Raw genomic sequence first — 22,438 nt, 5'->3', positions numbered from 1 at the left:
CGGGCAAGCCGGGCGAGTTCCCCACCACCATCCTGATCGTGAATAAGAAGTTCGCCGCCGACCACCCGGACACCGTCAAGGCACTCCTGAAGGGCCACGCCGAATCCGTGGCCTGGCTCAATGACACACCCGCCGCGGAAAAGGCGAGCGTGTTGAACACCGCGCTGAAGGAAGGCGGGGGCGCCGAGCTCCCGGCGGACGTCATCGAGCGGTCGCTGAAGAACATCGTGTTCACCGTGGATCCGCTGGCCGGAGCCTACAAGAAGCTGCTGCAGGACGGCGTGGACGCCGGCACCACCAAGCAGGCCGACATCAGCGGCATCTTCGACCTCACCGCCCTCAACAGCGTCACCGCTGAAAGCGGCGGCAGCAAGGTCAGCGCCGCCGGCCTCGGCAAGGACTAACCCGGCCTCGGCAACGACTAAGCGGCACGCCCCAACCAAAAGCACCAAGCTCAAAGCATCACCTCCAGCCCCATCAACGTAAGGACAGGACCATGCCAGTCGTACTGGAAAACCTGGGTAAACGCTTCGGCGACGGCGCCCCGGTGCTGGACGACGTCAACGCCAGCATCGCCCAAGGCGAGTTTGTCGCGCTCCTGGGTGCGTCCGGCTGCGGCAAGTCAACCCTGCTGAACATCATGGCGGGACTGGAACTCCCGACGTCGGGCGCCCTTGAAGTCCCCAGCGACGGCGCTGCCTTCATGTTCCAGGACGCCGCCCTCTTCCCGTGGCTGACTGCTAGGGAGAACATCGAGCTCGCCCTCAAGCTGCGCGGCGTGGGCAAGTCCGAACGGCGCACGAAGGCCAACGAACTCCTGGACCTGGTCCACCTTGGCGGAGCCGGGGACAAGCGCCCGCACGAGCTCTCCGGCGGCATGCGCCAGCGCGTCTCGCTGGCCCGGTCCCTGGCCCAGGACCGGCAGCTGCTGCTCATGGACGAGCCGTTCGCCGCGCTGGACGCCATCACCCGCGACCTCCTCCACGACGAGCTGGAACGGATCTGGAAGGAGACCGGCCGCACCATTGTTTTTGTGACGCACAACGTCCGCGAAGCTGTCCGGCTGGGCCAGCGCGTGCTGTTGCTGTCCTCACGCCCCGGCCGCGTGGTCCAGGAATGGAACGTCACCGAGGAACACCGAACCGACGCCGGTCTTGCCGGACAGCTGACCGGGGTCATCACCGCCCGGCTGCGAGAGGAGATCCGCCGCCATGCCAAATAAGCAAACTCCGTTGGTCGAGCTTGCCGAGACCCCGATTTCGACAAGGTCAATCACCGGCCAGGCAAGCTCAATCACCGATGAGCCGGAAACCCGCAAGGTGCACGCGGCCCTGACCCGGTCCTCCACCGGCAACGAAGACCTGCGCGAGCTCGAATCCGGACTGGATTCACTGCAGTCGGACGCAGCCCGTGCCGCGCGCATCGACTGGAGCCGCATCCTGCTCCCGGTGGCGGCGCTCGTGGTGCTGGTCCTGGCGTGGCAGTTCTACGTATCCCTTGGCTTCAAACGGCGCGACCTGGTGCCCGGACCGCTCGACGTGCTTGGCCAGTTCGGCACCCTGTGGGCCGATGGTTCACTGCAGGAAGCCGTCTGGACATCCCTGCAGCGCGGAATCGTCGGCTTCCTGATCAGCGTGGTCATAGCGACGCCGATCGGACTTCTGCTGGCCCAGGTGGCCCCGCTGCGCCGCGCATTCGGCCCGCTCATCTCCGGCCTGCAGGTGCTGCCCTCCGTGGCGTGGGTGCCCGCGGCCATCATCTGGTTCGGCCTGACCGACGCCACGGTGTACTTCGTGGTGTTCATGGGTGCCATCCCGTCCATCATCAACGGGCTGATTTCCGGCGTGGACCAGATCCCGCCGCAGTACCGCAGCGTGGGCACGGTGCTGGGTGCCAGCCGGCTGCAAATGGCCCTCCAGATCGTCCTTCCGGCCGCGTTGCCGGGCTACCTGAGCGGACTGAAGCAGGGCTGGGCGTTCTCCTGGCGCTCCCTCATGGCCGCCGAAATCATCGCCGTTGGCGGCACTATCGGCTTCGGCCTCGGCTCCATGCTGGACCAGGGCCGCGACCTCTCCGACATGACCATCGTGATGTCAGCCATCCTGCTGATCCTGGCCGTGGGCATCCTGATCGAACTGCTGGTCTTTGCGCCGATTGAAAAGCGCCTCCTGCGGCGCCGCGGCCTCCTCGCCGGCAGCACCCGCTAGGGCCGGCGCCTGAGGCAGCCCGAACAGAACCAAAGAGCAGAGCCCGACGGCGAGTCCCGCCGTCGGGCTCTGCTGTTTTGTCTGAATGAGGTGCCCCGGCCCCACGACGGCGGCGACGGCGCTTCGCCGGGCGGGGGAGTCTGGCAGACTGGCGCCATGACCGTCAGCTTCGTGTGCCGCACCGAATCCGCCCTGCCCCGGGAACAGTTGTTTGACCTCGCGCGCAGCATCGACGCGCACCTCGAATCACAGGCGGACGCGGGGGAGCGGGCCGTGGCGGGGGTGACGTCGGGCCTGATCGGCGCCGGGCAGGAGGTCACGTGGCGCGCGCGGCACTTCGGCCTGCCGATACGCATGACCAGCCGCATCACCTCGCTGGAGTTCCCGACAAGGTTTGTGGACGAGCAGGTCCGAGGCCCGTTCACGGCCTTCCGCCACGTCCACGAGTTCGAAGCGACGGACACCGGATGCATCATGACGGACCGCGTGGAATTCACGGCGCCCTTCGGCCCGCTGGGCCGGATCGTGGAGAAGCTGGTGCTGCGCCGGTACCTGGAACGGCTGATCGCGGTGCGCGGGCTCTACCTCGCCGGCCTCGTTCCGCCGCCGCGCTAGGTCACCCGTCCGGAAAACCTACGTTCCGGGAAACGGCGGCGGCCCGATGATCTCAATGCCGCCGTTCACACGCCCGGATTCGCGGATCCAGTCAAAGTCCACTACCTGCGCACCGTCTTCGTCAGCGCCAATCGGCTCGCTGGCGCCAAAGTAGAAGGCCTGGGCGCCGCCAGGCGTGTGCAGGCAGAGCACGCGGGTCCCCTCCTGGGTGACTTTGAACGCATGCGGAACACCCCTCGGCGCGATGGTTACCCCGCCCGCGGCGACCCGGTGCTCGGTGCCGTCCATGTTCATCAGGATCTCGCCGGCCAGGATGTACATCGTCTCGTCCGAGTCGGGATGCGTGTGGAGCGGAGTGACCTTGTTGAGGGCCATTTCATCCTCGAAGAGCAGGAACGCGCCGGCTGTGTCTTCTTCCGTGGCTTTCCAGGTCTGTACCCCGCCGCCGAAGAACCAGCGGCGGGCTCCCTCGCCGGGTTGCAGTACTACGGCGGATGCAACTTTCTTCGTCTCCATGGTGGTCGCCTCTATGCTGGTGGGAAGACTTATGGGACTGATGTCCCATAACAAGACTCAGGTACCATGAAGGACATGTCAAGACCTTATGCCGACGTCGGGCGCACCGGTCAGAAGCGCCGCACCCTTGAAGGCCTGGTTGCTGCCGCGCGCCAGCTCGTCGCGTCCGGTGCAACGCCCACGGTGGATGAGGCCGCGCTGGTGGCCGGTGTCGCCCGCAGTACTGCCTACCGCTACTTCCCGGGCCAGCGGGAGCTGCTGGCCGCGGCCCATCCGGAGACTGCACGGACATCGATGCTGCCGGACAATCCCCCGGAGGATGTGGCCGAGCGGCTGGATGCCGTAGTGCGTGAGTTCACCGGAATGATCATCGAAACCGAGGCGCAGCAGCGGACCATGCTGCGGCTCTCGCTGGAACCCGCGGACGGCCAGGAGCGGGGCCTGCCGCTGCGCCAGGGCCGCGCCATCGCGTGGATCGCCGAGGCGCTCGCCCCGTTGCAGCCGGAGCTGTCCGAAGCGGAGATCCATCGGCTGGTTCTGGCGATCCGCAGTGCCATCGGGATCGAGTCGCTGGTGTGGCTGACCGATGTGGGCGGCCTGAGCAGGGACGCTGCCGTTGCCTCGATGCGGTGGACGGCCAACGCCCTGCTGAACCAGGCACGGACGCAGGGACCGCCGCCCGCCGCCTGAGAAGGCGCCGCCCGCCGAATGAGCGTGCCGGCAATGTGACGCAGCGTTACCTTACGTGAACTGGTGTTTCCGCGCCGTTGTTCCGGTATGTGACGCGGCCCTACCGTTGATCCATGGCAATTCAGGACATCTACCCCACGGCACTGCGCCTGCTGGGCCGCCCGGTACTGGTGGTGGGCGGCGGCCCGGTGGCCACCCGCCGCGCGAAGGGCCTGCTCGACGCCGGTGCCCGGGTGACCGTGGTTGCCCCCGTTGCCTCCGCAGGACTTGAGGAACTGGCCGACGCCGGCCTCCTCACCTGGGAGCAGCGCCCCTACCGCACGTCCGACGTCGACGGCGTCTGGTTCGTCCAGACAGCTACCGGCGATTCCGCAGTGGACGCCCAGGTTTCGGCCGACGCCGAGGCGCAGCGAGTCTGGTGCGTCAACGCCTCCGACCACGAAGCCTCCGCTGCCTGGACCCCCGCCGTCGCCGTCGTTGACGACGTGCAGATCGCCGTGAACGCCGGGGGAGACCCACGCCGCGCCATGGCCCTCCGCGACGCCGTTGCCACCGCGCTGGAAACCGGTGACCTCCCGCTCCGCCGGCAGCGCGCCCACCGGGGAAGCGTGGCCCTTGTGGGCGGCGGTCCCGGCGACACCGGGCTCATCACCGTCCGCGGTCGCCGGCTCCTTGGCCAGGCCGACGTCGTGGTGGCGGACCGCCTGGGCCCCCGCGAGCTCCTGAACGAACTCGCCTCCGATGTCCGCGTCATAGAGGTGGGCAAGACCCCCGGCCACCATCCCGTGCCGCAGGCGGGGATCAACCGGATCCTCGTGGAAGAGGCGCTCAAGGGCCACCGCGTGGTCCGGCTCAAGGGCGGCGACCCCTACGTTTTGGGCCGCGGCGGCGAGGAAGCGGAATTCTGCCGCCAGCACGGCGTCGAGGTTGAGGTGGTCTCCGGCGTGACCTCGGCGATCTCCGTCCCCGCGGCGGCCGGCATTCCCGTGACGCACCGCGGCTTGGCCAAGGGCTTCAGCGTGGTCACCGGCCACGAGGAGCTTTCCGAGGTCCCGGCCCGGTCCGACCACACCATCGTGCTGCTCATGGGAGTGGGCCAGCTCCGCGAATCCGCCGCCGCCCTGATGGCTGCCGGTTTGCCTCAGGACACTCCAGTTGGCATCGTTGAGAATGGCTATTTGCCCAACCAGCGCGTGACCATCGGCACTGTCGGTTCCATCGCTGACCAGGCCGAGGCCGCCGGCGTCGCAAATCCCGCGGTGATCGTGATCGGTGACGTTGTCCGCGTCAGCCCGTTCGCGCCGTCGCACTTCAAGACCGCCGACTACAGCACCACCACCCCGAACCGCCCCCGCGTACTGACCAAGTAGCCCGAAGCCCCTTCCCAACTAGCTCGCAGTTAACGCTCCCAAAAGCCGTTTTCACGACGTTAAGTGCGAGTCAGTTGGGCCGTGACAGAAAAAGGAACACAGCCGTGTCAAATAGCACCACCGTAGGTTCTGCCGCCCGCCCGCTCCGGGTCGCCGTCGTGGGTTCCGGCCCTGCCGGCGTGTACGCCGCCGACATCCTCACCAAGAGCGAAGCCGTCAAGAGCGGCGAGCTGACCGTGAGCATCGACCTCTTTGACCGCTACCCGGCGCCCTATGGCCTGATCCGCTACGGCGTGGCGCCCGACCACCCGCGCATCAAGGGCATCGTCAACGCCCTGCACAAGGTCCTGGACCGCGGCGACATCCGCTTCTTCGGCAACGTTGACTACGGCACGGACCTCTCCATCGAGGACCTCCGCACCCACTACGACGCCGTCATCTTCGCCACCGGCGCCATCAAGGACGCGGACCTGAACATCCCCGGCATCGAACTCGACGGCTCCTACGGCGGCGCCGACTTCGTCTCCTGGTACGACGGCCACCCCGACGTGTCCCGCGAATGGCCGCTGGACGCCAAGGAAATCGCCGTGATCGGCAACGGCAACGTGGCCCTGGACGTGGCCCGCATGCTCTCCAAGCACGCCGACGACCTCCTGGTCTCCGAAATCCCGGACAACGTCTACGCCGGCCTCAAGTCCTCCCCGGTCACTGACGTACACGTCTTCGGCCGCCGCGGCCCCGCCCAGGTGAAGTTCACCCCGCTGGAACTGCGCGAACTGGCCCACTCCAAGGACGTAGACATCATCCTGTACCCGGAGGACTTCGAGTTCGACGAGGAATCAGACCGCCAGGTCCAGAGCAACAACCAGACCAAGACCATGGTTGGCACCCTCACCAACTGGATCGCCGAGCAGCCGGAAGAGCTCTCCGAGCTCACGGCCTCCCGCCGCCTGCACCTGCACTTCCTGCACAGCCCGGTTGAGGTATACGACGACGCCGAGACCCCCGGCCGCGTTGCCGGCATCAAGTTTGAGCGCACCGAGCTGGACGGCACGGGCAACGCCCGCGGCACCGGCGAGTTCGTGGACTACCCGGTCCAGGCCGTATACCGCGCCATCGGCTACTTCGGTTCCGCCCTGCCGGAGGTCGAGTTCGACCACAAGAAGGGTGTTGTCCCGAACGACGGCGGCCGCGTGCTGGACGCTGCCGGCACCCACGTGCCGGGCATCTACGCCACCGGCTGGATCAAGCGCGGCCCCGTCGGCCTCATCGGTCACACCAAGGGCGACGCCCTCGAGACCGTCACGTACCTACTGGAAGACCGGGCGAACCTGCCGCTGGCAGCCGCGCCGGCTCCGGAAGCCGTCGTCGAACTGCTGGAGAGCCGCGGCGTGCAGTACACCAGCTGGGAAGGCTGGCTGGCTCTGGACGCACACGAGCGCGCCCTCGGCGAGAAGGCCACCGAGACCGGATCGCACGGCGTCGAGGTTGCCCGCGAGCGGGTCAAGGTTGTGCCCCGCGAGGACATGGTTTCCATCTCACGCGACGGAGTGGCCGCGCAGGTCTAGCCCGAACCTTTCTCCAGCGCGAACAGGCAGCTAATGACCGCAAACCGCACGGTTGACGTCATTAGCTGCCTGTTCGCTCTTTTTATATCCGGCTACATCCGGCCAAATCTCGCCCGGACAAGGGCGAACAATCCGTAGCTGATGAGTCCCGCGGCAATGGCCATCAGGAGGAACGGCCCCGCCGGATGGTCCCGCAGCGCCTTGAGGCTGCCGTCCAGCCCGGTGGATTCGCCCGGCCGGTTGGTGGCGGCTGCCACCACGAACAGTAGGCCTGCAAGGATCAGGGCGATGCCTTTGGCCACGTGGCCGGCCACGCCGAGTGCGCTGACCATGCGTCCGCGCCGGGTGCCTTCGAAGTGATGCAGTTCCTCCTTGAACTGTTTCCGGACGCCCTTGACGATGAAATAGATTCCGACGCCGATGACCGTCAGGCCCAGCGCGATGAGTGCCGACACACCCAGAGGTCCCTGGACCAGGGCGGTGCTGAAGTCCCTGGTGGAATCGCCCGAGTCGCCGCGCAGGCCGACCGCGAACCCTGCAAAACTGAGCCCCACACTGCCGTAGGCCACCGCCAGGAACCCGGAGGAGATGAGCTTGCCGAGCCGCTGGCCCGCAGGCAGGTGGCGGGCGCGGAGGGTGGCTTCGCTCAGTTGCCACAAAGACAGGCCCGCGCAGCCGATCAGCCCGGCCCACATCACGCCGGGCCCCCACGGATTCGCTGCGAGCTGTTCGATGGCTCCCGTCGGTTCGGCCTGCCCCGGCTGGCCGAACGCCAAAGCGATGGCGATAGCACCGATCACAATGTGGAGCAGGGCCATTACGGCGAACCCGGAACGTGCGACGATGTCCAGCACCCTGGTATTGGACACCGCCTCGGCCGCGTTGGCGGCTTCTCCGAGGGCCGTGTCTTCATCCGACATTGCTAGCCGTTCATGGGGCCTTCGGCGTGGATGTTTTCGGCGCCCGGGCCGGTGAGTTTTACGGTGCAGCGGACGATGAGCTGGTCCGGTGCGGTGTGGACGTCCGCGAGGGTTTCGGCCGGGTTGATGACCGTGTAGCTTTCGGTGCCCTCCTCGACGCCGAAGCCCCGCGACTTGGCGTCCTGGCTGGCGTTGGCGAGAGCTTCCCGGCGCAGTTCGTCGAGGTACGACTGGTCGCCGGACCGTGCAGAGTCGCCGAAGGCCCAGCCAAAGAGAGTTCCGGTTCCGTTCATGGTGCTGATTTTACGCATGCCTCACCCTACCAAGATATTGATAAGGGTGCTTATTATCTGTCCATGGTGCTGCTAGGACCGGCTGGCGTCCGCGGCAGCGAGGTCCGGGCTCGCGTCAGCCGGGTCCGCGGATTCCCCGGCCTCTGCCGACCCCGCCGGTTCCGGTTCTGCGGCGTCGGTGGTCCACACCTGGGCGATCGCCCAGATCACGGCGGCCAGCGGGACGGACAGCACGGCTCCGATGATGCCGGCGAGGATGGTCCCCGCCGTCAAAGCCAGCAGGATGACCAGGGCGTGCAGCTGCAGGGACTTGCCCATCACCACGGGTTGAAGCAGATTGCCTTCAAGCTGGTTGACGGCGATCACCACGATCACCACAATCAGCGCCACTACGGGTCCGTTGGCTACGAGTGCCACCAGCGCCGCGAGGATGCCTGCCACGGTGGCTCCCACGATCGGGACGAAAGCGCCGATGAAGACGATGATTGCCAGCGGGATGGCCAGCGGGACCCCCAGGACCAGCAGTGCCGTGCCGATGGCCACCGTGTCCACCAGGGCAACAATGGCTGTCCCGCGCACGTAGTCGCCCAGAACCTGAATGGTGCGTGCGCCCGATCGGCGCAGCTTGGCCTCGCGGGCGCCGGTGTAAGGCCGCAGGAAGAAGTTCCAGATCGCGGCCCCGTCCTTGAGGAAGAAGAAAAGGATCACCACCATGAGGCTGGCCCCGGCGAGGAACTCGGTGATGACGGACAGCCCGGTGATGGCTCCGGAGCGGACCTGGCTGCTGGCGGCGAATTCCACGATGGCCGCCCGGGCCTGTTCAATCTGCTCCCCGTCCACCGGGATGGGGCCGTTGAGCAGGAACGACTGCAGTTCGTCCAGGCCCGAGGATGCCTGGCTTGCGAGGTCTCCCCATTGGCTGCGGATGGAGGCGACAATGACGGTGGTGACGCCGGCCAGCACGGCGAGCAAGGCCACGAAGGCCACTGCAGTGGCCGCGGAGGCGGGCAGGCCCCGGCGCTTCAGGAGATTGACGAACGGCATGATGGCGGCCGCCAGGATCAGGGCGATCAGCACCGGAATGACCAGGAACCGGATCTGCAGCAGCGCGAAGACGGACACCACCACAACGGTGAGGACCAGCAGGATCTGGGCCGAGCGGACTCCCACCCTGCCCAGGCCGTCTGCCCAGGGGTCCGGGCGCTTGCCGTCCACCGTGATGTCGACTGATCTGGCCAAGGGGTACTCCAATTCGTCAGCGTGCAGAAACGGGACGCCCGGACCGGCCGAGGCCGGGATGAGAACTCCCCAAATAGCTAAGCCTACTGAGTTATGGCCCCGGCTACACGCCGAGCCACTCCGCGCAGGAGTTCAGGTTCCGGTTGACGCTGTCCACGGCAGCTGCTTCATTGTGTGCCTCGATGGCATCCACCAGCTCGCCGTGCCCTTCGTCGGGGAGACCGTTGAAGCCGCTGCGGCGCTGCTGCCGAAGCAGGTCGGCATGGAACACGCCGCCAAAGCTGACGTACAGCTCATGCAGCAGCGGATTCCCTGAAGCCTGCGCCACCAGCACATGGAAATCCCAGTCGGCGCGGGCCCAAACGGGGTAGTCCTCGGCGTTCCAGGCGTCACGGCGCTCCGCCAGCAGCGCTTTCATGGCGGCAATGTGTTCAGGTTGTGCGTTGCGGGCGGCCAGCCGGGCCGCCTGGGTGTCCAGGCCCACCCGGACCTCGAGGATGTGCTCCTGGGTGTGGTCCTTGTACATGCGCTGAGCCGCGCCGGAGATCTCGCTGGTGGCCCGGACGTAGGTGCCGTCACCGCGGCGGACCTCCAGCATCCCGCTGTGGGCCAGCGCCTTGATGGCCTCTCGCAGGGTGCCCCGGGACACACCCAGCCGGGCCATCAGCTCGGGCTCCGCGGGGATCTTCTGCTGCAGCTGCCATTCGCCGGAATGGATCATCTCGCGGAGCTTGTCCGTAACCTCATCGGCCAAAACAGGCCGGTGCGAAGCGGTAAGAGTCATGGCTTGGTCCTTGCCGTCAGGAGGTGCCCCACCACGATCTGGGTAAGGGCGATGGCCAGCAGCAGAACCAACGGTACGGTCCAGCCGCCGGTAGCGCTGTGCAGCAGGCCCATGCCGAACGGGCCCACTGTGGCCAGCAGATACCCCACCGACTGCGCCAGCGTGGACATGGCGGTGGTTTCCGCCGTCGACCGGCCGCTCCTGCTGATCATCACCATGACCAGCGGGAAGATGCCCAGGCCGAACCCCAGCAGCGCGGCCGGAACAGCGGCCAGCGCGGCAGGCAGCAGCATCAGGGCAGTAATGCCCAGGAGCATGGTGACGCTTGCCAGGTAGAACGCCGGGCGGAGCATCCGCGGACGGGAGCCGATGGCCAGGAGCACCATGCCCGCCGGAACGGAGACCAGCTGCATCAGGCCGTACATCAGGCCGCTGTCCGTCGCGGTCAGCCCGGTGGTGGTGAGCATGTACGGGAACCAGCTCAGCACCGCATAGGCGAGCAGCGCCTGGAGGGTGAAGATGGCGGTGAGCAGGGCGCCCTTGCGGGTACGAATCAGCGGCCACGGGGAAATGCTGGTGCCCCGGCCGGGGGCGGCGTTCCGGTGTGCGTGGAGTGCCACCGGGAGAAAGCCAAGGAAAGCGGCCACGGAGAGCAGTCCGATGGAGCCAAGTCCCGCCGACGCCGAACCCAGGAGCTGGGCCACCGGGACCACCATCACGGCCGTGACGGTGGCGCCCGTGGTCATGGTGACCGTGTAGAGGGCCGTCATGAGGGAGGTGCGGTCCGCGTAGTGCTCGCGGATGAAGGACGGCATGGCCACGTTGCAGACAGCGAGCCCGGACATCCCCACCACCGTTCCGGCCAGCAGCATGCCCGTGGACGGGATACCGCGCACCAGAAGGCCGGCGGCCAGCATTCCCAGGGCCAGCAGGATGGCTTTTTCCACCCCCATCCGGCGCGTCAGCCAGGACGTGGCCGCCCCGGCCACCGCAAAGCACAGGGTGGGAACCGAGGGGATGACGGCGGCAATGAACGCACCGTAGCCCAGGACCTCCTGGAGGTCATGGAGGAGGGCCGAGGCCCCGGTGATGCCGGCGCGGAGGTTGAGTCCGATCAGCACAAAGGCAACGATTCCGAAGACGACGACGGCGCGGGGCCGGGCTGCCGTTGCCCGCTCGGCAGTCGGGGTGTCAGTTCCGGGCGGTGCCGCCGTCGTCGTGGTTGCCATACTTAAACATTAGACGTTAGACGTTTGATGTTTGTAAAGATGTGGCAAACATCTCCGGAAGGCTAAACGACGCCGCCGCCTACCGCTGCTGGCGCTGGTTCAGCCGCTGGACCGCCAGGGCCAGCCACAGCTGCACGCGGTCCTGGGTCTGCGCGGGATCGTAGCCGGTCAGCTCGGTGATCTGTGCCAGCCTGTACCGCACGGTGTTGCGGTGCAGCGTCAGTGCTTCAGCGACGGCGGCCACCGAGCCGTTGTTGTTCAGGTAGCTTTCCAGCGTGGCCATCAGCTCGGCCCCGTGCAGGGCGTCGAAGTTCCGCAGCGGGTTGAGGGACTCGTTCGCCATGTCCGCCAGCGGCACGTCCTCGCTGGCCAGGAGCAGCGACGTGAGGCTGAGGCGCTCGGGCTCGTTGACGGGTAGGCCGTGGCTGGCCGCGTCGCGCGCCTCGAAGTAGCTCCAGCGCACCCCGTTGGGTTTGGTGTAGGCGCCGCCGATGCCGATCGTGGCGTGGATGCCGGCCTCGGCCAGATGGTCGCTGAGGCTCTTCGCCAGGGCGGCGGCCCCGCTGCCGTCGTCCTGGACAACGACGATCAGGTCCTTCCCGACGACGGCGGTCACGCCGTGCTCCAGCGGCCGCGGCATCGAGGAGCTCACCAGCTGCTTGGGATGCGCCGCGGACTCGGCGAGGAGGACCACGCTCTTGCGGGTGCTGTTGATGCCGATGCCGGCAAGCCGCCGGGCCGCCTCGCTGGATTCCAGGGTCCCGTGGATCACGTCCTCCAGGACCTGGCCGGACAGCGCCCGCTGGGCCTGCCGCTGCTTGACCATGTTGTTCAACTCGACGCTGATGAGGTTCTGGGCATAACCGACGATGCCGGAGTCCTCGAACGGCTGCCGGACCCAGAGGGTGCACGCGTCGCGCCGGCCGGTGGGGATGGGGTAGGACGCCCACGTGTCGGCCGTGGGGGCGGGGTTGCCGGGAACGCTGTTGTACAGCTGCGCAGTGAACTGGGTCAGGACAATATCCGTGCGCAGCATGGAGCCGAGGTTCTTGAGCAGCTCGGAGAGGCCGCCGCCGGTCAGCAGGGCGCGGGCCAGGATTTGGTGTCCCGCGATGAGCCGTTCCAGTTTCGCGTAGTGGTCCGCCGACTGGGCATCCGCCACCAGCTTGGTGATCGCAATGAACGGTGTCTCGTAGGGGACCTCCACCACGGGAAGGCCCCAGCGGTTGGCCTCTGCAATCAGCGCCGGCGGAACGGCGTCGTGCGTCAGCCCGATCCCGAAACCGATCCCCACCGCACCCGCCCGCTGCACCTGCCGCACAAAGCGGCGCTGGTCCGGGGCGGACTTCAGCCGCATCCCGGTGGTGAGCACCAGCTCGCCGCCATTGAGGAAGCGCTGCGGGTCCTCCTGCTCGGTGACGGCGACCCAGTGGATGTCCTGGTGCCACGTCGTCTCGGCGAGGCCGGATTTGACGAGCTTGAGCGACTGGACGCCCAGCAGGGCGGCGAGGGAAATTGCCATGGATTCAGGATAGCTGCGCGCTGGGCAACCGCACTAAAGGATTCCGGGGATGGTGTGCAGGTGGCTATTCCCTGCGTACCGGCCCTGGCATAGGCTCATGAGCAGTCGCAACACTGGGCCGGTCGCAGAACCGGTTACAGAAACCAGCATGAAAGAGGTTGAACACCGTGGTCCAAACCTTGCAGAACTTCATCAACGGCGAATTCGTCACGCCCGCCGGCACCGGTCTGCTGGACATCGTGAATCCCACCAACGGTGAGGTGGTGGCGAAATCGCCCATCTCCGTGCAGGCCGACGTCGACGCCGCCATGACGGCTGCCAAGGATGCCTTCAAGACCTGGAAGCACGTCACCCCGGCCCAGCGGCAGCTGATGCTCCTCAAGCTTGCCGACGCCGTCGAGGCCAACAGCGATGAACTCGTCGAAGCCCAGCACCGCAACACCGGCCAGGTGCGTTCGCTGATCGCGTCGGAGGAAGTCGCCGCCGGCGCCGACCAGCTGCGCTTCTTCGCCGGCGCCGCCCGCATCCTCGAAGGCAAGTCAGCCGGCGAGTACTTCGAAGGCCACACCTCCTACGTGCGCCGTGAACCCATCGGCGTCGTGGCCCAGGTGGCCCCCTGGAACTACCCGTTCCTGATGGCCATCTGGAAGATCGGCCCCGCGCTCGCCGCCGGGAATACCGTGGTGCTCAAGCCCTCGGACACCACCCCCGAGTCCACCCTGGTCCTCGCCCGCCTTGCCGGGGAGATCTTCCCGGCCGGCGTCCTCAACGTGGTGCTTGGCACCGGTGAAACCGGCGCCATGATGGTGGAGCACAAGGTCCCCGGCCTTGTCTCCATCACCGGCTCCGTCCGGGCCGGCATCGCCGTGGCCTCCGGTGCTGCCAAGGGACTCAAGCGCGCGCACCTGGAGCTCGGCGGCAAGGCCCCGGCCATCGTCTTCAAGGACGCCGACATCAAGAAGAGCGCCGCGGCCATCGCCGAGTTCGCCTTCTTCAACGCCGGCCAGGACTGCACCGCCATCACCCGCGTCCTGGTGGAAGACTCCGTTCACGACGACGTCGTGGCAGCCATGGTGGAACACACCAAGACCCTTCACACCGGCTCGCAGAACGACGAAGACAACTACTTCGGCCCGCTCAACAACGTGAACCACTTCAACGCCGTGACGTCGGTTGTGGAGCACCTGCCCGCGAACTGCAAGATTGTCACCGGCGGCCACCGGGCAGGGGACAAGGGCTTCTTCTTCGAACCCACCATCATCACCGGCGCCAAGCAGACCGACGACATCGTCCAGAAGGAAACCTTCGGACCGGTCATCACCGTCCAGACGTTCAGCTCCGAGGCCGAGGCCGTGGAGCTGGCGAACGACGTCGACTACGCCCTGGCGTCCAGCGTCTGGACCACCGACCACGGCACCGCCATGCGCGTCAGCCGCGACCTGGATTTCGGCGCGGTGTGGATCAACACCCACATCCTGCTGACCGCCGAAATGCCGCACGGCGGCTTCAAGCAGTCCGGCTACGGCAAGGACCTTTCCATGTACGGCGTCGAGGACTACACGCGCATCAAGCACGTGATGAGTGCACTGGATGCATAAAGAAAACGCATAACTCCGACGCTTCACTCACTCCACGATTTTCCAGAAAGGCATTCCCATGACTGCAACCGCCCATGACATCACCTTCCGTCTCGAGCAGAAACGCCGCGTCCAGGCCGACTTCCCGGGCCCCAAGTCCATCGCGCTGACCGAACGCCGCAAGGCTGTCGTGGCAGCCGGCGTCGCCTCCAGCGTCCCCGTCTACGTCGCGGATGCCGATGGCGGGATCATCCACGACGTCGACGGCAACTCCTTCGTCGACCTTGGCTCCGGCATCGCCGTGACCAGCGTCGGCGCGTCCGATCCCGCCGTCGTCGGCGCCGTGAAGGAAGCCGTCGAGCACTTCACCCACACCTGCTTCATGGTCACCCCGTACGAAGGCTACGTGGCCGTCGCCGAGCAGCTTAACCGGCTCACCCCCGGCGACCACGAAAAGCGCACGGTACTGTTCAACTCCGGTGCCGAAGCCGTGGAAAACGCCGTCAAGGTGGCCCGCCTGGCCACCGGCCGTGACGCCGTCGTCGCCTTTGACCACGCCTACCACGGCCGCACCAACCTGACCATGGCCTTGACCGCCAAGGCCATGCCGTACAAGACCAACTTCGGCCCGTTCGCGCCCGAGGTCTACCGCATGCCCATGAGCTACCCGTTCCGCGAGGAAAACCCCTCAATCACCGGTGCAGAGGCCGCCAAGCGCGCCATCACCATGATCGAGAAGCAGATCGGCGGCGAGTCCGTGGCCGCGATCATCATCGAACCGATCCAGGGCGAGGGCGGCTTCATCGTCCCGGCCGACGGCTTCCTGCCGGCACTGGCCGCCTGGGCCAAGGAAAAGGGCATCGTCTTCATTGCCGACGAGGTCCAGTCCGGCTTCTGCCGCACGGGTGAATGGTTCGCCGTCAACCACGAAGGTGTAGTCCCGGACATCATCACCATGGCCAAGGGCATCGCCGGCGGCATGCCGCTCTCCGCGATCACCGGCCGGGCAGACCTGCTCGACGCCGTCCACCCGGGCGGCCTCGGCGGCACCTACGGCGGCAACCCGGTTGCCTGCGCCGCTGCCCTCGCGTCCATCGGCTCCATGGAGGAATACGACCTCAACGGCCGCGCCAAGCACATCGAGGAACTGGCCACCGGCCGCCTCCGCGAACTGCAGGCCGAGCTTGCCGCTTCGGAGAAATCCGTGATCGGCGACATCCGCGGACGCGGCGCCATGCTGGCCATCGAGCTCGTGCAGGCCGGCTCCAAGGAACCGAATCCGGAGCTGACCAAGGCCGTTGCAGCCGCCTGCCTGAAGGAAGGCGTCATCATCCTCACCTGCGGCACGTACGGCAACGTCATCCGGCTGCTGCCGCCGCTGGTCATCGGCGACGAGCTGCTGCTGGACGGCCTCGAGGTGCTGGCCGCCGCCATCAAGGCGCACGCCTAACCACCCTCATTACAACCGGAGAGCCGCGGACAGACCGTCCGCGGCTCTCCGTGTTTTCCGCTGGAGAATGTCCCACCTGATTGGTGCCCGTGTGGGCTAGAGTCAGCAGTACCACTGCAGGAACGCAGACCGGCCGACGTCGCCCGGGAACCCCGAGCGAGGCTGGATTCTGCCCCAGACCCAAAGAGGGGTTTCACCCATGCGATACGTAGTCGGCTACACACCAAACGAGCGCGGCGCGGATGCCGTTGCCCTGGCCACCGCATTGGCCCGGGCGCAGGGCGCGCAGCTGGATCTGGTCTTTGTGGTGGACAAAGGGCTGCATGTTGCCCAGGACGTGGCGAGCGGCCATGTCCTCGCCAACGAGAAGGCAGTGCAGGACGCGCAGCGCGAAGGGCTCAGCCTCGTCCCCGACGACGTCCCTGTGGAGTTCCATGCGCGCCACGCGGACTCGTTCGCCGCGGGACTGATCGAGGCCGCCGTTGACAATGACGCCGCACTTATTGTGGTTGGGGCGGCGAGCAACGGCCTGTTCAAGCGCCACACCGTGGGCAGCGTGGCCAGCGGCCTCCTGCATGCATCGCCCGTGCCCGTCGCGCTGGCCCCGCGCGGCTACCGCCGGACCGAGGCGATCACCCGGCTGACCCTCGCCGTCGGCCAGCGCGCCGGCGCGGAAGCCGCGATCGACGTCGCCATCGGGGCGGCGGGACGCCGGAGCGTGCCGCTGCGGATGGTCTCCCTGGTGGAACTCGACGCCGAAGGGGACCCGGGCGAAGTGGTCAACGCGGCGCACATCCACGCGAACACCGTGCTCACCGAAGCGTCGCGCCGTCTTCCTGACGGGCACAAAGTCACGGTGGAAGTTGCCCACGGCCGCACCATCGAGGAATGCATCGACGACCTCGAATGGGACGACGGCGAGATTCTGATTGTGGGTTCCTCGCGCCTGGCCGAGAAGAACAAGCTGTTCATTGGAAGCACGGCCAACAAGGTGCTCCGCGCGCTGCCGGTGCCCATGGTGGTCATCCCGCGCGAGTACGAGCGGATGGACACCGCCATGGCGCCCTGACCCACTAGAGCGCGAACGGGCAGAGCGCGAACGGGCAGATAATGCCCCCAAAAAGCGGAATACAGGGCCTTATCTGCCCGTTCGCGCTTCCCGCAGCGCACGCTTCCGGGCCACGGAGTTCCGGCGCGTCGCGGCCAGCATGTCCACGGTCAGCACCAGCAGAGCCAGCCACACCACGCCGAAGCCGATCCAGCGGTCCAGGGTCATGGCCTCCTTGAACACCACCAGGGCAACGATGAACTGGAGCACGGGCGCGAAGTACTGCAGCAGCCCGATGGTGGTCATGGGCAGGCGGCGGGCAGAGGCTCCGAAGAACAGCAGCGGCACGGCCGTGATCACGCCCGAGGAAACCAGGAGCCAGAAGTGCGCGGAGCCCTGGGTTCCGAGCGTGTTGGTGCCGCTGACGGCGAGGAAGATCATCGTGGCGGCCGCCAGGGGAGTGAGCACCACCGTCTCCATCGTCAGGCTGGTGATGGCGTCCGCCTTGGGACCGATCCGCTTCTTTACGAAGCCATAGAGCCCGAAGCTCACCGCCAGCGTCAGCGCGATCCACGGGAGTTTCCCGTACGAAATCGTCAGGACCACCACGGCGATGAACCCGATCCCGACGGCGGCCCACTGGAGCGGACGCAGCTTTTCCTTGAGTACGAACACGCCCAGCAGGACGGAGACGAGGGGGTTGATGAAGTAGCCCAGGGACGCCTCCACGGCCTGGCCGGTGGTCACACCGTACGTGTAGGTCAGCCAGTTGACGGCGATGAGGGCCGCGGCGATGGACAACGTGCCTAGGACGGTCCGGTTCCGGAACGCTGCCGCCAGGACGCCCCAGGAACGGGTGACCGTCACCAGCATCGTGCAGAACACCAGCGACCACACCACCCGGTTGGCCACGATTTCCACCGCACCTGCGGGCTGCAGCACGAAGAAGTAGAGGGGCAGCAGCCCCCAGAGTCCGTACGCGCCGATCCCGAAGAGGACACCCGCCGTCGTGTCCTTGTCCACGGCCTTAAGCGCGACGCCGGGGCGTGCCGACTGTCCGCCGGAAGCACTGTGGGACGCGGCAGCGGAAACAGGGCTGCCCGGTGCGGTCATGGCAATAGGGGTGGCGGTTCCGTCGGGTGTAGGCACACGATCAATAACACCACCTCCGCCGGCGGTATTCCGCCAACACAATGCCGGTACTGCGGGAACGGCACCCCAGGGGCTTGCGGTACTCAGTAGGCTTACCAATATGAACGCGCATTCTGAGCGGGCGCTCCGGTGAGGCTCCGCCACAGCAACGCCTCGGGCAGGGGCTACCGGCGGCTGGCCGCAGGCACCGGCTTCACCTACCGCGACCTGGACGGTTCCACGCTGCCCCCAGGGCCTGTCCGGGAGCGGCTGGAGAGCATCGGCATCCCGCCGGCGTGGACCGATGTGTGGATTGCGCCCTACGACAACGGCCACATCCAGGCCACCGGACTGGACGCGGTGGGCCGCCGCCAGTACATCTACCACCCGGCCTGGCGTGAAAAGAAGGACCGGCTCAAGTTCGACCGGGCCCTTCAGCTCGCCGAATCCCTCCCCGGGGCACGCAGGCTGGTCACCATGGACCTCCGCAGCGAGGGATTCTCCCGCGAACGGGTCCTGGCGGGTGCCTTCAGGATGCTGGACAGCGGATCGCTGCGGGTCGGATCCGAGCGGTACACCAACGAGAACGGCAGCCACGGCCTGGCCACCCTGCTGTGCGCGCACGTGAAAGTGAAGCAGGAGGCCCTCCAGCTCAGCTTCCCCGCCAAGAGCGGCAAGACCTGGGACTCGGAGATCGACGACGCCGACCTCGCCGCCCTGGTCCGTTCGCTCAAGCGCCGCGGTGGTAACGCCAGGCTCCTGGCGTACAAGAACGGGCGCAGCTGGCATCCGGTGGGCAGTGCTGACATCAATGAATACGTGAAGGAACGCACCGGCGCGGACTTCACCGCCAAGGATTTCCGTACCCTTCGAGGCACGGTGGCGGCGGCGGTCAGTCTCGCCCGGTCCGGGCCGCAGGCGACGGTGGCGGCGAAGAAGCGGGCCATCAGCCTGGCGATGCAGGACGCCGCGGCGGTGCTGGGGAACACGCCGTCGATCGCCCGCAAAAGCTATGTGGATCCGCGCCTGCTGGATCATTTTTCCGCGGGGGAGACCATCGACCCGCGCCGGACGGGCTCGGCCGAATCCGAACTGCGCGCCCTGCTGTACCAGGAGGGCGACGTCGTATCCCTCAATAACTCCCCGGGGAAAGCGGGCTGACCACTTAGAATGGGGGAATTGTGCGCTAAGTGACCTGGCGCAGTCTCTCAGTTCTGGAAGGGCTCCCGGTGTCCAATTCGGCCGAAACCACCCCCAAACGTCCGCTCCGCGTCGCGATCGTCGGCGCCGGACCGGCAGGCGTCTACGCTGCGGACATCCTGACCAAGTCCAATGAGGTCAAGGACGGCGACTTTGAAGTCAGCATCGACCTCTTCGAGGCCTACCCTGCACCGTACGGCCTGATCCGCTACGGCGTGGCTCCGGACCACCCGCGCATCAAGGGCATCGTCAACGCGCTCCACAAGGTGCTGGACCGGGGCGACATCCGCTTCCTCGGCAACGTGACGTATGGCCGCGACCTGAAACTCCATGATTTCCGCGCTTTTTACGACGCCGTGATTTTCTCCACTGGCGCCATCAAGGACGCGGACCTGAACATTCCCGGCGTCGAGCTCGAGGGCTCCTACGGGGGCGCCGACTTCGTCTCCTGGTACGACGGCCACCCCGACGTGTCCCGTGACTGGCCGCTGGACGCCAAGGAAATCGCGGTCATCGGCAACGGCAACGTCGCCCTGGACGTGGCCCGCATGCTGGTGAAGCACGCCGATGAGCTGCTGTCCACGGAAATCCCGGACAACGTCTACCGGACGCTGAAGAACTCCCCGGTCACGGACGTCCACGTCTTCGGCCGCCGCGGCCCGGCCCAGGTGAAGTTCACCCCGCTGGAGCTGCGCGAACTGAGCCACGCCAAGGACGTTGACATCGTGCTGTACCCCGAGGACTTTGAGTTCGACGAAGCCTCCGAGGAAGCCATCCGCACCAACAACCAGACCAAGACCATGGTGAACACCATGACCAACTGGCTGGTTGAAGAGCACGCCGAAGCCGAAGTGCCCTCCTCCCGCCGGCTCCACCTGCACTTCCTGCACAGCCCGGTCGAGATCTACGACGCCGCGGGTAACGCCGCGGGCAACGGCAAGGTTGCGGGGATCAAGTTTGAGCGGATGCAGCTGGACGGCACAGGCAACGTCAAAGGCACCGGAGAGTACATCGACTACCCCGTCCAGGCTGTCTACCGGGCCATCGGCTACCACGGATCGCCGCTGGACGAACTGGAATACGACGCCAAAGCAGGCGTGATCCCCAACGAGGGCGGCCGCGTCCTGGACGCTGCCGGCAACCCCGTCCCGGGGATCTACGCCACCGGCTGGATCAAGCGCGGTCCCGTCGGCCTCATCGGGCACACCAAGGGCGATGCCCTGGAGACGATCGGCTGCCTGCTCGAGGACCGGCTGACCCTGCCGCCGGCGCAGAACCCGGACCCGCACGCCATCATCGCCCTGCTTGAGGAGCGCGGCGTGGAATACACCACCTGGGAAGGCTGGAACAGGCTCGACGCGCACGAAGCAGCCCTCGGGAAGGCATGGACGGAGGCGCAGGCGGATACCGGCGTCGTGCGTGAACGGGTGAAGGTTGTGCCGCGCGAGGAAATGATCCGCATCTCCCGCAGCGCTGAGGACTGACCCGCTTCGGTGGACCAACGGACCGGTGGCGGCGGCGCCGGGCGGGAACTAGACTGGCCGGACCAAGCCACTTCGGCATGCCGTCACGCCTGGCACACTGTTGTGCCGGCAGGGGAGTCCAATGAGGAAAACAATGCAGCCGGCCGTACCTGGCAGCGCGGACAGCGTTGACGCTGCGGCACTGCTGCAGCGGCATGCTCTCGCTGGTCACGAACTGCTGGCCGGACCCGGTCCGCTGAGTGCCGGCAACTCCGGTCAGGCCAATAACGTTCGCGTGCCCGGACTGCGAAGCCTCGTGGAGGAATCCTGGCAGCGATCAGTCCAGTTCCGCGCGAATCCGGACAACCCCGAAGCGCCGCTGGCCATGGACCAGGAAGAGCTCGAGGAATACCGCCGGCAGCATCCCCTGGCCACCATCATGCCCGTCATCCATAGGCTCCTGGTCCTGCCCAGCCACGACAGCGGCCTGCTGGTAGCCGTGGGTGATGAGGTGGGCCGGCTCCTCTGGGTGGAGGGCGACGCCGTGACGCAGCGCCGGGCCGAGGGCATGATGTTCGTGGCCGGCGCCGACTGGTCCGAGGCCAGCGTGGGCACCAGCGCCCCGGGCACAGCCCTGGCGCTGGGCCGCAGCATCCAGATTTCCGGCGCCGAGCACTACAAGCGCTCCGTCCACCCGTGGAGCTGTACGGCCGTGCCGTTCCACGACCCGGACTCCGGCGCGCTGCTGGGGGTCGTGGACATCACCGGCACCGAATCCGCCGTGGCACCGCATACGCTCTCACTGGTCGAAGCCACCGTTGCGGCAGCCCAGGCCCAGTTGCGTGTGGAGCGCCTCCAGCTGGCGGCCGCCCGCCAGGCCGCACCTGCCCGACGGCGGTCCGCGGCTGCCGCGGGGCGCACTGCGTCCGCCGCGGGTACCGGCAGCCTCTACCGCAACAGCCTCCAGATCCTGGGCCGGGACCAGGCACTGCTCAGCATTGAGGGCCGCACCGTGGCGCTCTCGGCCCGGCACAGCGAAATCCTGGCACTTCTCAGCGTCCATCCGGACGGTCTCAGCGCGGAGGAACTCTGCACCCTGTTGTACCCGGGCGAGGGCACCTCCATGACGCTCCGCCCCGAGATGGTGCGCCTGCGCAAGGTCCTGCAGCAGCTCAGCCCGGAGGCCGTCCCCGGGTCCCGACCCTATCGGCTGCCGATGGACCTGATGCCGGATTCCGGCCAGGTCCTCAACTGCCTGCAGCGCGGGGCGCACCGCATCGCCCTGGAGATCTACCGCGGCGCCGTGCTGCCCCGCTCGGAAGCGCCGGGCATCGTCGAACTCAGGGACCGCGTATCCTCGCTGCTGCGCGAAGCGGTGCTCACCGACGGCAGCGCTGATGCGCTGCTGAAGTACGCGGAACTGCCGGAAGCAAAGGACGACGTCGGCGTCCGCATCGCCGCGCTGAAGCTCCTGCCGCCGCGCTCGCCCAAGCGGGCCGCCCTCGTCGCCGATCTTGAACGGCTGGAAACTGAACTCAGCGCCTGACCTCCCAACGTGAGCCGCGTCACTTGGGTTGCAACCTGACTGCAACCTCCCCGCTCCTACGCTGAATGCA

Annotated in this window: 20 protein-coding genes and 1 pseudogene; 13 read left to right on the top strand and 8 right to left on the bottom strand. The window is 67.1% G+C overall.

Annotated features, from left to right (window positions below; translation table 11 throughout):
* The 4 genes and pseudogenes from ASF98_RS24410 to ASF98_RS07665 all read left to right on the top strand — a co-directional run.
* A pseudogene (locus ASF98_RS24410) lies at positions 1–404 on the top strand (sulfonate ABC transporter substrate-binding protein); the annotation flags it as partial.
* 92 nt (positions 405–496) lie between these two features.
* A complete protein-coding gene (locus ASF98_RS07675; protein ID WP_028272786.1) occupies positions 497–1,222 on the top strand; it encodes an ABC transporter ATP-binding protein in 726 nt (241 codons plus the stop codon).
* The gene (locus ASF98_RS07670; RefSeq protein WP_235505693.1) at positions 1,212–2,207 is read left to right on the top strand and encodes an ABC transporter permease; all 996 of its coding nucleotides are present in this window, start codon (positions 1,212–1,214) and stop codon (positions 2,205–2,207) included. Before ASF98_RS07675 ends, ASF98_RS07670 begins: the two co-directional genes overlap by 11 nt.
* Before the next feature lie 156 nt (positions 2,208–2,363).
* Positions 2,364–2,822, top strand: coding sequence for an SRPBCC family protein (locus ASF98_RS07665; RefSeq protein WP_055799790.1), 459 nt, complete (start codon positions 2,364–2,366; stop codon positions 2,820–2,822).
* An 18-nt stretch (positions 2,823–2,840) separates the two neighbouring features.
* Here the strand turns inward: ASF98_RS07665 and ASF98_RS07660 are convergent, their stop codons facing one another.
* Positions 2,841–3,338 carry a cupin domain-containing protein gene (locus tag ASF98_RS07660; RefSeq protein WP_055799757.1) on the bottom strand — a complete coding sequence of 166 codons (498 nt, stop codon included), beginning with the start codon at positions 3,336–3,338 and terminating at the stop codon, positions 2,841–2,843.
* A 75-nt stretch (positions 3,339–3,413) separates the two neighbouring features.
* On the opposite strand from ASF98_RS07660, the gene ASF98_RS07655 reads away from it, so the two are divergent.
* The 3 genes from ASF98_RS07655 to ASF98_RS07645 all read left to right on the top strand — a co-directional run bounded on the left by ASF98_RS07655 (position 3,414) and on the right by ASF98_RS07645 (position 6,966).
* Positions 3,414–4,028 carry a TetR/AcrR family transcriptional regulator gene (locus ASF98_RS07655; protein ID WP_055799754.1) on the top strand — a complete coding sequence of 205 codons (615 nt, stop codon included), beginning with the start codon at positions 3,414–3,416 and terminating at the stop codon, positions 4,026–4,028.
* Between the two features lie 113 nt (positions 4,029–4,141).
* Positions 4,142–5,398, top strand: a complete 1,257-nt coding sequence (gene cobA, locus ASF98_RS07650) for a uroporphyrinogen-III C-methyltransferase (protein WP_055799750.1) — start codon at positions 4,142–4,144, stop codon at positions 5,396–5,398.
* Positions 5,399–5,502: 104 nt separating this feature from the next.
* Positions 5,503–6,966, top strand: coding sequence for an FAD-dependent oxidoreductase (locus ASF98_RS07645; RefSeq protein WP_055799747.1), 1,464 nt, complete (start codon positions 5,503–5,505; stop codon positions 6,964–6,966).
* A 92-nt stretch (positions 6,967–7,058) separates the two neighbouring features.
* Here the strand turns inward: ASF98_RS07645 and ASF98_RS07640 are convergent, their stop codons facing one another.
* The 6 genes from ASF98_RS07640 to ASF98_RS07615 all read right to left on the bottom strand — a co-directional run bounded on the left by ASF98_RS07640 (position 7,059) and on the right by ASF98_RS07615 (position 12,953).
* On the bottom strand, positions 7,059–7,886 hold the full coding sequence (locus tag ASF98_RS07640; protein WP_055799746.1) for a DUF1206 domain-containing protein: 828 nt from the start codon (positions 7,884–7,886) through the stop codon (positions 7,059–7,061).
* 2 nt (positions 7,887–7,888) lie between these two features.
* Positions 7,889–8,197 (bottom strand): hypothetical protein, encoded by a 309-nt coding sequence (locus ASF98_RS07635; protein ID WP_156372331.1) that lies wholly within the window; start codon positions 8,195–8,197, stop codon positions 7,889–7,891.
* A gap of 54 nt (positions 8,198–8,251) precedes the next feature.
* Complete coding sequence (locus ASF98_RS07630) at positions 8,252–9,418, bottom strand: AI-2E family transporter (protein ID WP_055799743.1); 1,167 nt, start codon at positions 9,416–9,418, stop codon at positions 8,252–8,254.
* Between the two features lie 103 nt (positions 9,419–9,521).
* Complete coding sequence (locus ASF98_RS07625; RefSeq protein WP_055799740.1) at positions 9,522–10,202, bottom strand: FadR/GntR family transcriptional regulator; 681 nt, start codon at positions 10,200–10,202, stop codon at positions 9,522–9,524.
* Entirely contained in the window at positions 10,199–11,431 is a 1,233-nt protein-coding gene (locus ASF98_RS07620) for an MFS transporter (protein WP_055799736.1), read from the bottom strand. The genes ASF98_RS07625 and ASF98_RS07620 overlap by 4 nt, the downstream gene beginning before the upstream one ends.
* Before the next feature lie 79 nt (positions 11,432–11,510).
* Positions 11,511–12,953, bottom strand: coding sequence for a PucR family transcriptional regulator (locus ASF98_RS07615; RefSeq protein WP_055799733.1), 1,443 nt, complete (start codon positions 12,951–12,953; stop codon positions 11,511–11,513).
* Positions 12,954–13,120: 167 nt separating this feature from the next.
* On the opposite strand from ASF98_RS07615, the gene ASF98_RS07610 reads away from it, so the two are divergent.
* The 3 genes from ASF98_RS07610 (at position 13,121) to ASF98_RS07600 (ending at position 17,049) form a co-directional block, all read left to right on the top strand.
* Positions 13,121–14,551, top strand: a complete 1,431-nt coding sequence (locus ASF98_RS07610; protein WP_055799785.1) for a gamma-aminobutyraldehyde dehydrogenase — start codon at positions 13,121–13,123, stop codon at positions 14,549–14,551.
* A 58-nt stretch (positions 14,552–14,609) separates the two neighbouring features.
* Entirely contained in the window at positions 14,610–15,980 is a 1,371-nt protein-coding gene (gabT, locus tag ASF98_RS07605; protein ID WP_055799730.1) for a 4-aminobutyrate--2-oxoglutarate transaminase, read from the top strand.
* A 199-nt stretch (positions 15,981–16,179) separates the two neighbouring features.
* Positions 16,180–17,049 carry a universal stress protein gene (locus ASF98_RS07600; RefSeq protein WP_055799729.1) on the top strand — a complete coding sequence of 290 codons (870 nt, stop codon included), beginning with the start codon at positions 16,180–16,182 and terminating at the stop codon, positions 17,047–17,049.
* 69 nt (positions 17,050–17,118) lie between these two features.
* Here the strand turns inward: ASF98_RS07600 and rarD are convergent, their stop codons facing one another.
* The gene (gene rarD / locus ASF98_RS07595) at positions 17,119–18,051 is read right to left on the bottom strand and encodes an EamA family transporter RarD (RefSeq protein WP_200939324.1); all 933 of its coding nucleotides are present in this window, start codon (positions 18,049–18,051) and stop codon (positions 17,119–17,121) included.
* Positions 18,052–18,309: 258 nt separating this feature from the next.
* On the opposite strand from rarD, the gene ASF98_RS07590 reads away from it, so the two are divergent.
* From ASF98_RS07590 to ASF98_RS07580, 3 genes are all read left to right on the top strand, one after another.
* A complete protein-coding gene (locus ASF98_RS07590; protein ID WP_055799724.1) occupies positions 18,310–19,320 on the top strand; it encodes a DNA topoisomerase IB in 1,011 nt (336 codons plus the stop codon).
* A gap of 68 nt (positions 19,321–19,388) precedes the next feature.
* The gene (locus ASF98_RS07585) at positions 19,389–20,843 is read left to right on the top strand and encodes an FAD-dependent oxidoreductase (RefSeq protein ID WP_055799722.1); all 1,455 of its coding nucleotides are present in this window, start codon (positions 19,389–19,391) and stop codon (positions 20,841–20,843) included.
* Between the two features lie 121 nt (positions 20,844–20,964).
* Positions 20,965–22,368 (top strand): helix-turn-helix domain-containing protein, encoded by a 1,404-nt coding sequence (locus tag ASF98_RS07580; protein WP_055799720.1) that lies wholly within the window; start codon positions 20,965–20,967, stop codon positions 22,366–22,368.
* Positions 22,369–22,438 lie beyond the last annotated feature (70 nt).

Source organism: Arthrobacter sp. Leaf337, from assembly GCF_001423745.1.
GTDB lineage: Bacteria > Actinomycetota > Actinomycetes > Actinomycetales > Micrococcaceae > Arthrobacter.
Note: the sequence above shows the minus strand (reverse complement) of the source record. Positions and strands in the feature narration are given on the sequence as shown.